This is a genomic window from Pedobacter sp. MC2016-15 (genome assembly GCF_026239695.1).
Lineage (GTDB): Bacteria > Bacteroidota > Bacteroidia > Sphingobacteriales > Sphingobacteriaceae > Pedobacter.
Window position 1 is genome coordinate 440,134 of sequence record NZ_JAPIVS010000002.1, and the last position, 15,327, is coordinate 455,460.

Sequence of the window (15,327 nt, forward strand, 5' to 3'; positions counted from 1 at the left end):
GGCTCCATCTAACAATTGAAAAACAATAGACAGACAGATGAAAACGCTTATTTAAAGGGGCTTATCTCCAGTTTTTGTACTGGTTGATCAGGCCGTTTGTAGAACCGTCATGAGAAGATACAGGTTCATCTCCTTTCAGTTCCGGCAGGATGCTTTTTGCGAGCTGTTTTCCAAGCTCCACACCCCACTGGTCAAAGCTGAAGATGTTCCAGATGATTCCCTGAACAAATATCTTGTGCTCGTATATCGCGATCAGCGTTCCCAGACTCCGAGGTGTCACCTTTTTCAGGAGAATCGAGTTGGTAGGTCTGTTACCTTCGAAAACTTTGAACGGAGATAGTTTTTTGATTTCTTCCTCAGTTTTGCCATCTTTCTTCAGTTCCTCGTTTACCTGCTCTTCGGTTTTACCGTTCATCAGGGCTTCAGTTTGAGCAAAGAAGTTGGATAAAAGGATAGGGTGGTGCTCACCGATAGGGTTCAGGCTTTGCGCCGGAGCGATGAAATCACATGGAATCAAACGTGTTCCCTGGTGGATCAGCTGATAAAATGCGTGCTGTCCGTTAGTACCTGGCTCACCCCAGATGATCGGGCCTGTTTCGTAGCTTACTTCTTCGCCATTGCGGTCTACATGTTTACCATTGCTTTCCATATCTCCCTGCTGGAAATACGCTGCAAAGCGGTGCATGTACTGATCGTATGGCAGGATCGCCTGTGTTTCTGCATCAAAGAAGTTGATATACCACACACCCAGTAAGCCCAGGATCACAGGAATATTGCTTTCAAACGGAGTGCTTTCAAAATGCTGATCTGCAGCATGTGCACCTTCCAGTAATTGTTTAAAGTTGTCGAAACCTATGCTTAAGGCAATAGGCAATCCGATAGCGCTCCACAGAGAGTATCTTCCACCTACCCAGTCCCAGAAGCCAAACATGTTCTCGGTGTCGATACCAAAAGCAGATACATCTTTAGCATTGGTAGACAATGCGGCAAAGTGTTTGGCTACATCTTCCTGTTTGCCACCTTTGCTCAGGAACCAGTCTTTAGCCGTGTTGGCATTGGTCAGGGTTTCCTGTGTGGTGAAGGTTTTGGAAGCGATGATGAACAAAGTAGTTTCAGGATCTACTTCTTTCAGGGTTTCTGCGATATGTGTACCATCAATGTTGGATACAAAATGCAGGTTAAGGTGGTTTTTGTAAGATTTAAGGGCTTCAGTAACCATGACCGGGCCTAAATCTGAACCACCGATACCGATATTAACCACGTCAGTGATCGGCTTGCCGGTATAACCTTTCCATGAACCGGAGATAATCTGCGCTGAGAATTTCTCCATTTTTGCCAGTACGGCATTCACGTCGTCCATGATGTTAACACCATCCGCAAGGATTGGCGTATTGCTCTGGTTACGTAAAGCTATATGCAGCACCGCACGGTCTTCAGTCTGGTTGATCTTCTCCCCGCTGAACATCGCCTTAATGGCTTCATCCAGTTTACATTCCTTTGCTAATTGCAGCAGTAATGCAATGGTTTCATCATTAATCCTGTTCTTGGAATAATCTAAAAGGATATCTTCAAAAATCACTGAAAACTTCTCAAAACGCTTTTCATCTTCTGCGAACAGCTGTTTTAAGTTTTTGTCATTGATATCAATGAAGTGATCAGCCAGGTATTTGTAGGCTGCGGTTTCTGTAAAGTTTACGGTTGGAAGCATAATAAGGTATTTTTTTTAAATGTACTGGTTTAATTTTATTGATGAAGCTAGTCACAATATTTCTGCCGATAAAATAAATCTCGGAAGATTCGATTATATTTAACATAAAAATAACGTCCTCATGAAAAGATTTTACTTTGGCCTGTTGATCCTGATATCTTCAAAGTCCTTTGCGCAGAAGAATATGTTAAGAGCAGAGGTAGCTAAAAAAGCTGCAGGCATTGAGCAAAAGGTGATCGCCTGGCGCCGCGACTTCCATGAACATCCTGAGCTGGGCAACGAAGAACAGCGGACTTCGGAGATCATAGCCAAACACCTGACCTCATTGGGCATGACTGTCACCACAGGGGTGGCTAAAACCGGTGTGGTGGGGATATTGAAAGGTGGCAAACCAGGCCCGGTGGTGGCTCTGCGTGCAGATATGGACGGACTGCCGGTTACGGAGCGCGTGAAGATTCCCTTTGCTTCAAAGGTCAAAACTACCTACAATGGTCAGGAAACAGGTATCATGCATGCCTGCGGACATGATTCACATATGGCGATACTGATGGGGGTGGCAGAAGTGCTGGCTTCCATGAAAAAAGATATTCCGGGAACAGTAAAATTTATCTTTCAGCCTGCCGAGGAGGGGGTGCAATCCGGTGTGCTCAGCGGTGCAGAGCTGATGGTGAAGGAAGGGGTGCTTAAAAACCCGGCTGTGGAGGTGATCTTTGGTTTGCACATCAATTCACAGACGCCTGTAGGCAATATCTCATACCGCCCGGGTGGGATTATGGCGGCAGTAAACGACATGAAGATCACTGTAATGGGCAGGCAGGCACATGGCGCATATCCATGGAGCAGCATAGACCCGGTGGTGATCTCGGCACAGATTGTGAATAACCTGCAGACGATCGTGAGCCGCAACCTGAACGTTACTGAAAATGCAGGGGTAGTAACCATAGGCTCTATACAGGGGGGCATCAGGTCTAACATTATCCCTGAGAAAGTGGAGATGCTGGGTACGGTGAGGAACCTGAGTAAGGAAGATGAAGCGCTGTTTATCGACAGGATCAGGACCATCGTCACTAAAACTGCGGAGGCTGGCGGGGCTACGGCAGAGCTGAAGATCCCTTTCAGCTATCACTACCCGGTGACGTATAACGACCCGGCGCTGACGGCAAAGATGCTGCCCAGCCTGAAAGCTTCGGCAGGCGCCGATCACGTTCATCTGAAGCCCGCAGTTACGGGTGGAGAAGATTTCTCTTTCTATCAGGAGAAGATACCGGGCTTGTTTATTTTCCTGGGTGGGATGCCCAAAGGACAGGACCCGCTGAAGGCTCCCTCACACCATACACCGGATTTTTTTATCGATGAAAGTGGATTTGTACTGGGAGTTAATGCATTGTCTAATCTGGCGCTGGATTATATGGCGATGAAGAAATAATGATATATTTGCTGGTATGACAAAAGAACAAATACAGGATTTAAGGGACAGAGTAGCGTCGCTGAGGAGGCATCTTTGACGTCGAAACACGACTCGAAGCTATTTATATAGAACAGGAGCTTACCTTACAACCGGATTTTTGGGATGATCCCAAGAAGGCCGAAAAGCATTTGGCAGAACTGAACGCTAAAAAGGTATGGACAGATGCCTGGCAGAAAGTGAACGCTGAATTTGAAGATACACAGGTTTTGTTTGATTTCCTGCAATCGGGAGATGCAAGCAAGGAAGAGATGGAGGAGCAGTATGAAAAATGCCTGCGCCTGATCGAAGACCTGGAGCTGAAGAACATGCTCAGCAGCAAGGAAGACCAGCTGAACGCGGTGATGCAGATTACTGCCGGCGCGGGAGGCACAGAAAGTTGCGACTGGGCAGCCATGCTGATGCGGATGTATATCATGTGGGGCGAGAAAAACGGATACAAGGTCACAGAGCAGGATTTCCAGGCTGGTGAGGTAACGGGTGTAAAGTCTGTAACCCTTCAGTTTGACGGAGAGTTCTCCTATGGATACCTGAAAGGGGAAAACGGGGTACACCGTCTGGTGCGTATTTCTCCTTTTGATTCCAATGCACGCCGACATACTTCATTTGCCTCGGTATATGTGTATCCGCTGGTAGATGATACCATTGAGATTGAGATCAACAATGCTGATATTGAGTTTGAGACTTTCCGTTCTGGCGGTGCCGGCGGACAGAATGTAAATAAGGTGGAGACTGCCGTGCGTTTGTACCACAAACCTTCGGGAATTGTGATCAAAAACCAGGAGTCGAGATCGCAGTTACAGAACAAGGAGAACGCGCTGAGGTTGTTGAAATCGCAGTTATACGAAGCTGAAATGCGCAAAAGGATGGAAGCATCTGCTGCGGTGGAAGGTTCGAAAATGAAAATAGAGTGGGGTTCGCAAATCAGGAACTATGTGCTGCATCCCTATAAGCTGGTGAAGGATCTGAGGACAAACTTTGAAACTTCGAATGCGCAGGCGGTGCTGGACGGGGAGCTGAACGACTTTTTAAAAGCTTATTTAATGGAATTCTAATGAGGAAATTTTGGCTGTTAAGTTTAGGACTAGGTATGATTGGATTGCAGACAGTAAAGGCACAGCAGGTAATAGAGCTGTACCCGGGTGCCATACCCGGAGCAAAGGCTGCGCCGGCATCCTATAAAGAACGTCAGACAGTTAAAGATGGTAAGGTGACAGGCCTGTCGAAGGTCTTTCAGCCTACCATCACCTTATATCAGCCTGCTGCTGCCATGGCCAACGGTACAGCGGTGATCATTTGCCCGGGAGGTGGTTATCAGCACCTTGCTATTTCGCACGAAGGGGAGGAAGTGGCTAAAAGGTTTAATGAAAAGGGCGTGACAGCCATTGTGCTGAAATATCGTTTGCCGGATGATACCACGATGGTAGACAAATCCTTCGGGCCTTTGCAGGATGCCGAACAGGCGATCTACATGGTGCGCAAGAATGCTGCCCGCTGGAAAATCAATCCCGCTAAAATAGGGATCATGGGTTTCTCTGCCGGAGGACACCTGGCCTCATCACTCGCCGTGCATTATGGCGACAGCAAAATCGAAAACAAGGAAAAACTTAGCCTGAGGCCCGACTTTGCGGTGCTGGTATACCCGGTGGTCAGCTTTTTGGCTTCGCCGCATACAGGATCAGTGAAAAACCTGATTGGCGCCAATGGTACACAGGCACAGCGCGAATATTTTTCCAATGAGCTGCAGGTAAATGCAGAAACGCCCAGTACCTTTTTAGTGCATGCCAATGATGATAAGACGGTACCTGTGGAAAATAGCATCTTATTTAACCAGGCGCTGGTAAAAAACAAGGTGGCTGTAGAAACGCATCTTTACCAGGCAGGAGGCCACGGCTTCGGACTGCATAATAAAACGACAGCGGACGACTGGTTTGAGCGTCTGGAAAACTGGATGAAGGCCAATCAGCTTTAAATATCACTGTTCAGCAGAATTTCCTGCAATTCCTTTAATTCTTCCACCTTTTCTGCAGAGCCCAGGTTCTCGTAAGAGGAGATCAGGTTCCTGATGATCCTGCGGATAATCTCGACGTTGCTGCATGGCGCATAAAATCCCGGCAGGGGCTGCAGGTTGAGCTGACGCAGAAACTGGTCTACATCATGTTTGCCAAAGATCGCTCCCTTGTTAAAGGCATTGATATAAAACAATACTCCAAATTCATGCTCGTCCATCTTGCCCTCATCAATATATCCGAGGATAAAATGCTGCGGCAGGTTGACACCATAAACCGGTATATCCAGTTTCTGGGCAATGGTAGAATAGATGATTGCCAGTGAGATCTGGTTCCCCTTTTTGGTTTCCAGAACCTGATTGATATAGGAATTCTGAGGATCGTGATGATTCTTGGTATTTCCGCTGAAGCCGTTGATATTGTAGAAAATATGGTTGATCAGTTTGATCTTTTCTACAGAGCTCATTTCGTACTGAAGCCCCATCCATACTTCTCTCTTGATTTCTTCGATCTGGTTGATGATCTTTTGTTCATCCAGGTCGGGATACTGGTAACGATTGATCACCAGCGCCCCCTGTAATAAGTCGAACGCCCCACTCTGATACCAGAGATTCAGGTCTTCCTTCACACTATTGAACTGTATGTCGTGCACGATATTTTCTATTCTCTCCTGCAGCAGGGTATCCAGGGATTTCTCCCATTCTGTTTCCAGGAAATGGATCACAGAATTACCATGTTCAAGCAGGCGTTCGCGTACCTGCGAGAAAACTTCCTGATCAGGATCGTCCAGTAATTTCACCAAAGCGCTTATTTCTGTACTATTTTCCATTAAATGCGAATTACAATGTTGTCTTTGCCTATTTTTGCCTTATGGTCTTAGAATTTTTCAGCGATTACCTGAAGCATCGTTTAACTGCTAAAAGCAGGCATGGTACCCACTCACCTTTTGTTTACCAGCTGGTGGATGAGGTAATTTACGATTTTAACTCCAAAACTGAATATTCCGGGATTGAGGCGCAGCGAAAAAAACTTTTAAATGACGATACTGTCATCACTGTAACCGATCTGGGTGCCGGTTCACACCTGAACAAAAACCGTACGAAGAAGATTAAGGAGATTGCGAAGAACGCGCTGAAGAGCCCGCGCCTGGCAAAGCTGATCTTCCGGCTGGCGCAGCATAGCAAACCGGCAACTATCCTGGAGCTGGGAACCTGTCTGGGTATCACTACTGCTTACCTGTCCAGGGCTGCACCGGAAGCTGATATCATCACTATCGAAGGTTGCCCGGAAACGGCAAAAAAGGCCTACAGCAACTTCCAGGATCTGGAACTTGACAATATAGAACTGCAGGTGGGCAATTTTGATGAGCTCTTACCAAAGGTCATCGACGAACATACGAAACTTGATTTTGTGTATGTAGATGGGAACCACCGTAAAGATGCTACGTTAAATTACTTCAGATGGTGTCTGCCAAAGATCCATGAAGACTCCCTGATGATCTTTGATGATATCTACTGGAGTAAGGGCATGAAAGAAGCCTGGGAAGAGATCAAGAGCCATCCTGATGTAACAGTTACCGTAGACTTGTTCTGGATCGGGCTGGTGTACTTTAAAAAAGGACAGGCGAAGGAGCACTTTAAGATCAAATATTAAAAGGCTTCTGCGAGACTGAGGTAAAAGCCCGATTGGCGCACTTCATTCGGGCGTTTCTCGCCGATACCATAATCTGCTCTTACGCTGAGGCCTTTTGCCGGATCAAAGAAGTACCGCATTCCGCCACCCCATGAGGGCTTAAACTGTTTCAGGGAAAAGTCTCCGTTTTGGAATACACGTCCGCCGCCGGCAAAAAATGCCACACCGAAGCGGTTGCTAAAGCGGTAGCGGAGTTCGGCCTGTGCAGCCATCAGGTTTTCATCCCTGTAGCGTCCCGCATAGTATCCGCGCATGATATCTTCGTTTCCCATCTGGGGAAGCATATAAAATGGAACGTCATTTCCCTGCACGGTATAATATATTCCGTTGACACCCAGTACCAGCTTTTTGGCAAGGGGCCAGAAGTTCTTGAGCACCACCCTGATCTGGCTGCCACTGAAGTCCTCTTTTCCGAATATTTCCGGAGCATACTGGTAACTTATTCTGCCAAAGAAGCCCCTCGTGGGATAGTTGTTGGAGTTTCTCGTGTCGTATGTTTGTGATAAACCGAGGAAAGCCACACTGCCACCTGTTTTATCCAGTACGCGGGGGTCAGTATCTATGATTCCTCCCGGCGTTACATCCCTGAAGGTATTTCTTTCAAACCCAATGGATACACCGGTGTAGGCAAAGGGAAAAATATTCTTTTCTACATCAAAGCCGGTTCTGATCTGGTGCTGAACAACACGGTCCTTGTTGGCTTCGAGGGTTTGGTTGCCAATGCCAAAGAAGTCGAATGGCGTACTCCGCATACGCAGATCTGCTATAATATGATAGTCGTTATTTTTTGTCCAGATGTCGCCTTTGAAGGTAACGTTGTATTGTTTTTTTGTAGAAACTGACAGTATAGTGGCAAAGTTGGAGCTTCTGTTGAGGGGGTCTTCTTTATCCAGGTAGGTAGAATATAGGGCACCTACCCCAAACTCCATCCCTACTTCCTGAGAATATCTTAAAAATGGCAACGGCATAAAGCTGGCTTTACGCGTTGTATCCATGTCTTCAGACAACATGCGTTTGATCAGTTTCATTTGTCCGAACCCGGAAAGGGCAGAGAGCATCAGGAAGTTACAGATAAATAGTTTTTTCATTAATGGTTGCTTCAACAGGGGCTGCGGTGTGGTAAGCGCTTTTTGGTATTAACAGCAATGGGATAGAATAGTTTTAATCGCCAATGCTGCGGTACAGGATTAAAAGGTAGCCAAATTAAACATTTTTAATGCCAATATGCTGACCAATCCATATCTCGATGCAGAATAACGCTGAAGAAGGTTGTTATATTGTAGATTCAAAACTACTGTTTTGTATTATTTATTCTATTTTTGCGGCTGATAACAAAATATTAAATAAGATGAGCGTAACAAGAGGACCAATATCTAAATTCATGGAAGGGCATTACCTCCATTTCAATGCAGCGGCAATGATGGATGCGGCTAAAGGCTATGAAACACATTTGGACGAAGGCGGTAAAATGATGATCACCCTTGCCGGAGCGATGAGTACGGCAGAGCTTGGAATTTCCCTGGCTGAGATGATCCGTCAGGATAAGGTAGCTATCATTTCTTGTACAGGTGCAAACCTTGAGGAAGATATCATGAACCTTGTTGCCCATTCACATTATAAACGTGTACCTAACTACCGTGATCTTAGTCCGCAGGACGAATGGGATCTGTTGGAGAACCACTATAACCGTGTAACGGATACTTGTATCCCTGAAGAAGAAGCTTTCAGACGTTTACAGAAACATGTATACAAAATCTGGAAAGATGCTGAAGATGCAGGAGAGCGTTATTTCCCGCACGAGTTTATGTACAAGATGCTGCTGAGCGGCGACCTGGAGCAATACTATGAGATTGACCCTAAAAATTCATGGATGCTGGCAGCGGCTGAAAAAAACCTGCCGATTGTTGTACCGGGATGGGAAGACTCTACAATGGGTAATATCTTCGCTTCGTATGTGATGAAAGGCGAGCTGAAAGCGACAACCATGAAAAGCGGAATTGAATACATGGGCTACCTGGCCGACTGGTATATTGCCAACAGTGCAGGTAAAGGAATTGGATTCTTCCAGATTGGTGGTGGTATTGCGGGCGACTTCCCGATCTGCGTGGTACCGATGTTATATCAGGATATGGAAATGGAGAATATTCCTTTCTGGAGTTACTTCTGCCAGATTTCTGACTCTACAACTTCATATGGTTCATACTCAGGAGCTGTGCCAAATGAGAAGATCACCTGGGGTAAACTGGACATCAATACACCGAAATTTATCGTAGAGTCTGACGCTACAATTGTGGCCCCATTGATTTTTGCATGGATATTAAAAATGTAATAATAACTTCCAAATTTTCATGAAAAAATTGGAGGATCAGAAAATCAGCAAAATTAAAAAATTGCTGATTTTCTTCGTTTAAAGGCTAAAAAAGGCAATGTTTAGAATGATTATAAATTGTATTTACTGTCATTTCTTTGTCATTGGTAAATTAATAAATTTTACTTTTGTGGACGCTTTGACGGAGAACAGAAGTTTAAACATCAATTGCGGTTGTTAAAGTTTTTTAAAATAAAGCATAAAATACTCATTATGAGGAATATCTCATTGATCATTAGAAGAGTTTGGAAGTCGGCATTTATGGTTACGGCTCTATCTGTTTTAATCGTTTCAGGTACACAAGCACAAGACGCAGCAGCGGGAAGAACAATCTTCAAGGAAAAATGTACTTCATGTCATGCTCTGGACCGCGATCTGATTGGTCCGGCACTGCAGACAGTAGTCCCTACAAAAAGCGAGGCGTTTTTATTAAAATGGATTAACAATGCTCCGGCGCTGATTGCATCAGGAGATAAAGAAGCTATCGAGGCTTCCAAGTTTAATCCAAGTGCGGAGATGACTGCATTTCCGACATTAAAACCAGAGGATATCAAAAATATCCTTGCTTACATCAAAGCTGGTGAGCCTAAAAAAGCAGGCGACGCTGCAGCAGGAGCTGGTGCTTCTGAGGAAGTGTCTGACTTTTCTCTTGCAGGAGTTGTTGCGGTAATCCTGATCTCCATCGCTGTGTTGGTGATCTTAGGCCGTGCGATCAAAATGCTCGAGCGTCTGATCCTTCAGAAACAAGGCGTAGTAATTGTTGAAGAGGAAAATCTTTCAATGGCTGCCGGTGTAAACAGGTTGTTCAAAAACAAGAAATTCGTTTTCTTCTTTATCTTATGTTTAGTGATCAGCTTAGGATCATGGGGATGGATGGGAATGTGGAACACTGGTGTGAACACAGGTTACCAGCCAACGCAGCCAATTAAGTTCTCACACGAACTGCATGCGGGTACAAACCAGATCGACTGCCAGTACTGTCACGCAGGTGCATTCGAATCAAGAAATGCAACAATCCCATCTCTTAACGTTTGTATGAACTGTCACAAATCGGTTCAGGCAAGAGATAGCCATGATGGTAACATCTCTCCTGAAATCCAGAAGATCTACAATGCACTGGGTTACGATGCGGATAAAATGACTTACGACAAGTCTAAAGAAAAACCAATCGAATGGGTTCAGGTACACAATCTTCCTGATTTCGCTTACTTCAACCACTCACAACACGTTGTTGTAGCTGAAGAAGCTATCCGTAAAGAAAAAGGTTTGAAACCTAACGAGCCAGTTTGTTTTGCATGTCACGGACCAGTGAACACTATGGAAGAGATATACCAATACTCACCTCTGACCATGAAATGGTGTATCAACTGTCACAAAGACACGAAACTGGAAGTGAAAGACAATGCTTTCTATACGAAGATTATTGCTGCGCATGAGAAGATCAAGAAAGGTGAGAAAATGACACCTGCAGCTTTAGGTGGTTTGGAGTGTGGCAAATGTCACTATTAATAGTAGAGTTTAATAAAAAGAACGTTCGATAAACAGTAATATAGCTTAAATGGAAAGCAATAAAAAATACTGGAAAGGCTTAGAGGAATATAATAAGACCTCCGATTTTGTTGAAAACAACAAAAACGAATTCGCAGAGCCGCTTCCAATAGAAGATGTTTTAAATGAAGCAGGGTTAAGTACAGTAACCCCGCGCCGTGACTTCTTAAAAGCCTTAGGCTTTGGTCTGGGTGCGGTATCACTGGCGGCTTGTCAGCCTGCCCCGATACACAAATCAGTACCTTACCTGATCAAACCAGAAGAAGTAATCCCGGGCGTACCGAATTACTATGTATCTAGTTTTAAAGGACAAAGTATATTGGTTAAAACCAGAGAAGGGCGTCCTATTAAAATTGAACCAAATCCTAATGCAGGTCAGTTCAATTGTGGTACAGACGCAGTAGCTCAGGCTTCAGTATTAGATTTATATGATGTTTCAAAACTTAAAGCCCCGGTTTTAAAGAATGAGGAAACTACATGGTCTAAAGTTGATGCATTTGTAAGTGCCGAGCTGGCGAAAGCTAAAGCTTCCGGCAAAAAAATCAGAATTGTTTCTTCATCAGTATATAGTCCTTCTACACTTGCTGTAGTGGCCGACTTTATTGCTGCTTATCCAACTACCAAACACGTTCAGTACGATGCGATCTCTTATACAGGTATCATCAAAGCGAATGAGAATAGTTTTGGAAAAGCTGTTATTCCTAAGTATAACTTCCACAGAGCTGACCTTGTAGTGAGTTTTGGTGCCGACTTCCTGGGAACATGGATCAGCGGTGAAGAGTTTACTTCTCAGTACATCGAGAACAGAAATTATAAAACGCTTGCAAAAGGTAAAATGTCACGTCACTTCCAGTTCGAAGCCGGAATGAGCCTGACAGGTACCAATGCAGATACGCGTGTTCCTGTTAAATTATCAGAGCAGGGACCAGCGTTAATTACCTTATATAATGCGATTACAGGTGCTAACCTGGCTGGTGGTGCATTGCCAAACAATGTTACTGCAGATAAAGCATTAAAATTAGTAGCTAAAGAATTAGTACAGCAAAAAGGCAAAGCCCTGGTTGTTTGCGGATCGAACGATGTTTCTACGCAAATTCTGGTAAACGCCATCAACTCTGCTATCGGTAGCTACGGTACTACAATCGATCTTGATAATCCTTCGAAACGTTTCTCAGGTAACGATGCTGAATTCGCAGAATTCCAGAACGAGATGAACAGAGGCGAAGTTGCTGCTGTTTTCTTCCTGGACTCAAATCCTGCTTATGATGTAGCCAACGCTAAAGCCTTCACTGAAGGATTGGCTAAGGTTGCGCTTAAAGTATCTTTCTCTGACCGTAAGGATGAAACGGCTTCATTATGTGATGTTGTTGCCACTAACCAGAATTACCTGGAATCATGGGGTGATGCCAACACTTACGAAGGATCTTATTCAATCGTTCAGCCAACGATCAACCCTGTGTTTGACTCACGTCAGGCTGAGCAGAGTTTACTGATCTGGTCTAACGCTCCTGTTAAAGATTACTACCAGTATGTACGTAACAACTGGGAGAAAAACATATTGCCTGTTTTAGGTAAAACCTGGAATGAACTGTTGCAAAACGGTGTATTCGCTGCTGCTGAGAAACCAGCGGGAACTTATACTTTCAGCCTTTCACTGGCAGCCGTTGCACCATCAGTAGTAAGCACCAGCAAATCTCTTGCAAAAGACATCGAGCTGGAAATCTACGAAACTGTAGCAATGCGTGATGGTAAACATGCCAACAATGCTTTCCTTCAGGAATTGCCTGATCCTGTATCAAAAGTTACCTGGGATAACTATGTTGCCCTTGCACCTAAATTTGCAGAAGAAAAAGGTCTGAAAGAATTTGATCTGGTAGAGGTTAAAGGTAGCAATGGTTACGCCATCATCCTGCCAGTTCTGATTCAACCGGGACAGGCAAGAGGTACAGCATCTATCGCTTTGGGTTACGGACGTACCAAAGTAGGTAAAGCTGGTGATAACGTTGGTAAAAACGCTTTCCCTTTCCTGAGCTTCAGCAACGGAACTTTACAATATGCAACGACAGTAACGATCAGCAAAACTGGCGGTACTTATGAACTTGCACAAACACAAACCCACCACTCTTTCGAAGGCAGAGATATTATCCGTGAAGCAAGCTTCGCTGAATACAAGAAAAACCCTGCTGCAGGATTAGGTAAAAAAGAAGGCGGACATAAGTCTTACGATCTTTGGGATAAATACGAAAAGCCAGGAAACAACTGGGTAATGGCAATCGACCTGAACGCTTGTACAGGTTGCGGTTCTTGTATCGTTGCATGTAACGTAGAAAACAACATTCCTGTAGTGGGACGTGATGAGGTTCGCAGACGCAGAGAGATGCACTGGATCCGTATCGACCGTTACTACAGCTATGAAGAAGGTGATAAGAGCGTAACTGAAGAAAAAGAGATTGCTCACATGGAGAACCTTGACAATGTAAGTGTTGTTCACCAGCCGATGTTATGTCAGCACTGTGACCACGCTCCTTGTGAAACGGTTTGTCCGGTACTGGCTACTACTCACTCTTCAGACGGATTAAACATGATGGCTTATAACCGTTGTGTAGGAACACGTTACTGTGCAAACAACTGCCCGTACAAAGTTCGCCGTTTCAACTGGTTTAACTACTGGAATGACTCACGTTTCGATAACTACCTGAACAACGAGTTTACTCAACTGGTACTTAACCCTGATGTTACTGCACGTTCACGTGGTGTAATGGAAAAATGCTCGATGTGTGTTCAACGTATTCAGGCTGGTAAATTACAAGCTAAGATTGAGAAACGTCCTTTAAAAGACGGAGATATCAAAATGGCATGTCAGGAAGCTTGTTCAGCAAATGCAATCATTTTCGGTGACGCGAATGATCCGGAATCAGAAGTTTCGAAAGCATTGCGCAGTGAGCGTATCTATTATGTACTGGAAGAAGTTAACACTCAGCCAGGAATAGGTTACATGACCAAAATCAGAAACACAGATTCACCAAAAACAATAGCGTAAGCTGATATTAAAGAAAATACATTATGTCAGGACATAACGAATCAATATTAAGAGAACCACTTATCACCGGAAGGGATATCACGTATGGAAAAATTACGAGCGATATTCTGGAGCCGGTTGAGAACAAGCCTAACAAGGCCTGGTGGATAGGATTTATCGCTGCGCTCTGCGGAGCAACCTTATGGCTGGTAGCTGTAAGTTATACCTTCTGGAACGGTATCGGTGCCTGGGGTCTGAATAAGACTGTAGGATGGGCATGGGATATCACCGGTTTCGTATGGTGGGTAGGTATCGGTCACGCCGGAACACTGATCTCGGCAGTACTCTTACTCTTCCGTCAAAACTGGAGGAACTCTATTAACAGATCTGCAGAGGCGATGACGATCTTCGCCGTAATCTGCGCCGCAACATATGTTGTATCCCACATGGGAAGACCATGGTTAGCGTACTGGGTATTACCATTACCAAATCAGTTCGGATCTCTTTGGGTAAACTTTAACTCCCCACTGGTTTGGGATATGTTTGCGATCTCTACTTACTTCTCTGTATCATTATTATTCTGGTACACAGGTTTACTGCCGGATATCGCTACTATCCGTGACCGTGCAACAGGATTACGCCGCAGAATCTATTCTATCTTCTCTTTCGGATGGAATGGTAATGTGAAAACCTGGCAGCGTTTTGAGACGGTGTCTCTGATCCTTGCAGGTATCTCTACTCCACTTGTACTTTCGGTACACACGATTGTATCCATGGACTTTGCAACATCTGTAATTCCCGGATGGCACACTACGATTTTCCCTCCATACTTTGTGGCGGGTGCGATCTTCTCCGGATTTGCGATGGTATTAACGCTGTTACTTGTAGCACGTAAAGTATTAGGCCTTGAGAACTACATCACCATGTTCCACATTGAATCAATGAACAAAATCATTATTCTGACAGGATCAATCGTAGGTGTAGCTTATATCACTGAGTTTTTCATCGCCTGGTATTCAGGTTCTGAATATGAAGCATATGCTTTCGTCAACCGTTCTACCGGTCCTTACTGGTGGGCATACTGGATGATGATGACATGTAACGTAATCTCACCGCAGTTACTGTGGTTCAAAAAGATCCGTCTGAGCATTCCTGCTACCTGGATTCTGTCACTGGTAGTGAACATTGGTATGTGGTTCGAGCGTTTCGTAATTATCGTGACTTCACTGCACCGTGATTACCTTCCGTCAAGCTGGGCGATGTTCTATCCGACATGGGTAGATGTGAGCGTGTTCGTAGGTTCAATCGGTGTATTCTTTACCTTGTTCCTGTTGTTCCTGAGAGTTCTGCCTTCAATTGCGATTGCAGAGGTGAAAATGATCCTGAAATCTTCAAGTGAGCAGGAGAAACTGAAACAAATTAAGGAAGGACACCTTGATAAAACTTACGTAAAAGAATACGTAGAGTCGTTAGAGAAATTTGATAGTGTTAAACAAGAAGATTACGCAAAAATATAAC

The 15,327-nt window shown here is 44.6% G+C and carries 11 protein-coding genes; 8 read left to right on the top strand and 3 right to left on the bottom strand.

The annotated features are described in order from the left end of the window. Window positions 1-61 precede the first annotated feature (61 nt). The gene (gene pgi / locus OQY15_RS06645; RefSeq protein WP_265789251.1) at window positions 62-1,708 is read right to left on the bottom strand and encodes a glucose-6-phosphate isomerase; all 1,647 of its coding nucleotides are present in this window, start codon (window positions 1,706-1,708) and stop codon (window positions 62-64) included. A 121-nt stretch (window positions 1,709-1,829) separates the two neighbouring features. On the opposite strand from pgi, the gene OQY15_RS06650 reads away from it, so the two are divergent. From OQY15_RS06650 to OQY15_RS06660, 3 genes are all read left to right on the top strand, one after another. After that, a complete protein-coding gene (locus OQY15_RS06650; RefSeq protein ID WP_265789253.1) occupies window positions 1,830-3,134 on the top strand; it encodes an amidohydrolase in 1,305 nt (434 codons plus the stop codon). A gap of 16 nt (window positions 3,135-3,150) precedes the next feature. After that, a protein-coding gene (prfB, locus tag OQY15_RS06655; protein ID WP_265789255.1) for a peptide chain release factor 2 occupies window positions 3,151-4,228 on the top strand; the annotation gives its coding sequence in 2 pieces (ribosomal slippage) (window positions 3,151-3,210 and window positions 3,212-4,228; 1,077 coding nt in all). Beyond that, a complete protein-coding gene (locus tag OQY15_RS06660; protein ID WP_265789257.1) occupies window positions 4,228-5,145 on the top strand; it encodes an alpha/beta hydrolase in 918 nt (305 codons plus the stop codon). The genes prfB and OQY15_RS06660 overlap by 1 nt, the downstream gene beginning before the upstream one ends. Here OQY15_RS06660 and OQY15_RS06665 read toward each other — a convergent pair. Then, entirely contained in the window at window positions 5,142-6,011 is an 870-nt protein-coding gene (locus OQY15_RS06665) for a transglutaminase-like domain-containing protein (protein WP_265789259.1), read from the bottom strand. The genes OQY15_RS06660 and OQY15_RS06665 overlap by 4 nt on opposite strands. 41 nt (window positions 6,012-6,052) lie before the next feature. Between OQY15_RS06665 and OQY15_RS06670 the strand changes: the two genes are divergently transcribed. Next, on the top strand, window positions 6,053-6,835 hold the full coding sequence (locus tag OQY15_RS06670) for a class I SAM-dependent methyltransferase (protein WP_265789262.1): 783 nt from the start codon (window positions 6,053-6,055) through the stop codon (window positions 6,833-6,835). Here OQY15_RS06670 and OQY15_RS06675 read toward each other — a convergent pair. Further along, complete coding sequence (locus OQY15_RS06675) at window positions 6,832-7,962, bottom strand: BamA/TamA family outer membrane protein (RefSeq protein ID WP_265789264.1); 1,131 nt, start codon at window positions 7,960-7,962, stop codon at window positions 6,832-6,834. The genes OQY15_RS06670 and OQY15_RS06675 overlap by 4 nt on opposite strands. 260 nt (window positions 7,963-8,222) lie before the next feature. On the opposite strand from OQY15_RS06675, the gene OQY15_RS06680 reads away from it, so the two are divergent. The 4 genes from OQY15_RS06680 to nrfD all read left to right on the top strand — a co-directional run bounded on the left by OQY15_RS06680 (window position 8,223) and on the right by nrfD (window position 15,326). Beyond that, complete coding sequence (locus tag OQY15_RS06680; protein WP_265789266.1) at window positions 8,223-9,203, top strand: deoxyhypusine synthase family protein; 981 nt, start codon at window positions 8,223-8,225, stop codon at window positions 9,201-9,203. A gap of 252 nt (window positions 9,204-9,455) precedes the next feature. After that, on the top strand, window positions 9,456-10,751 hold the full coding sequence (locus tag OQY15_RS06685) for a c-type cytochrome (RefSeq protein WP_265789273.1): 1,296 nt from the start codon (window positions 9,456-9,458) through the stop codon (window positions 10,749-10,751). Between the two features lie 49 nt (window positions 10,752-10,800). Beyond that, on the top strand, window positions 10,801-13,830 hold the full coding sequence (locus tag OQY15_RS06690) for a TAT-variant-translocated molybdopterin oxidoreductase (protein ID WP_265789275.1): 3,030 nt from the start codon (window positions 10,801-10,803) through the stop codon (window positions 13,828-13,830). Window positions 13,831-13,853: 23 nt separating this feature from the next. Beyond that, complete coding sequence (gene nrfD, locus OQY15_RS06695; protein WP_265789277.1) at window positions 13,854-15,326, top strand: NrfD/PsrC family molybdoenzyme membrane anchor subunit; 1,473 nt, start codon at window positions 13,854-13,856, stop codon at window positions 15,324-15,326. Window position 15,327 lies beyond the last annotated feature (1 nt).

Bases quoted from the DNA above. Each gene is read 5' to 3' on its own strand.
- OQY15_RS06650 (WP_265789253.1), top strand. From the start codon at position 1,830: ATGAAAAGATTTTACTTTGGCCTGTTGATCCTGATATCTTCAAAGTCC.
- OQY15_RS06675 (WP_265789264.1), bottom strand. From the start codon at position 7,962: ATGAAAAAACTATTTATCTGTAACTTCCTGATGCTCTCTGCCCTTTCC.
- OQY15_RS06690 (WP_265789275.1), top strand. From the start codon at position 10,801: ATGGAAAGCAATAAAAAATACTGGAAAGGCTTAGAGGAATATAATAAG.
- pgi (WP_265789251.1), bottom strand. From the start codon at position 1,708: ATGCTTCCAACCGTAAACTTTACAGAAACCGCAGCCTACAAATACCTG.
- OQY15_RS06685 (WP_265789273.1), top strand. From the start codon at position 9,456: ATGAGGAATATCTCATTGATCATTAGAAGAGTTTGGAAGTCGGCATTT.
- OQY15_RS06670 (WP_265789262.1), top strand. From the start codon at position 6,053: ATGGTCTTAGAATTTTTCAGCGATTACCTGAAGCATCGTTTAACTGCT.
- OQY15_RS06665 (WP_265789259.1), bottom strand. From the start codon at position 6,011: ATGGAAAATAGTACAGAAATAAGCGCTTTGGTGAAATTACTGGACGAT.
- nrfD (WP_265789277.1), top strand. From the start codon at position 13,854: ATGTCAGGACATAACGAATCAATATTAAGAGAACCACTTATCACCGGA.
- OQY15_RS06680 (WP_265789266.1), top strand. From the start codon at position 8,223: ATGAGCGTAACAAGAGGACCAATATCTAAATTCATGGAAGGGCATTAC.
- OQY15_RS06660 (WP_265789257.1), top strand. From the start codon at position 4,228: ATGAGGAAATTTTGGCTGTTAAGTTTAGGACTAGGTATGATTGGATTG.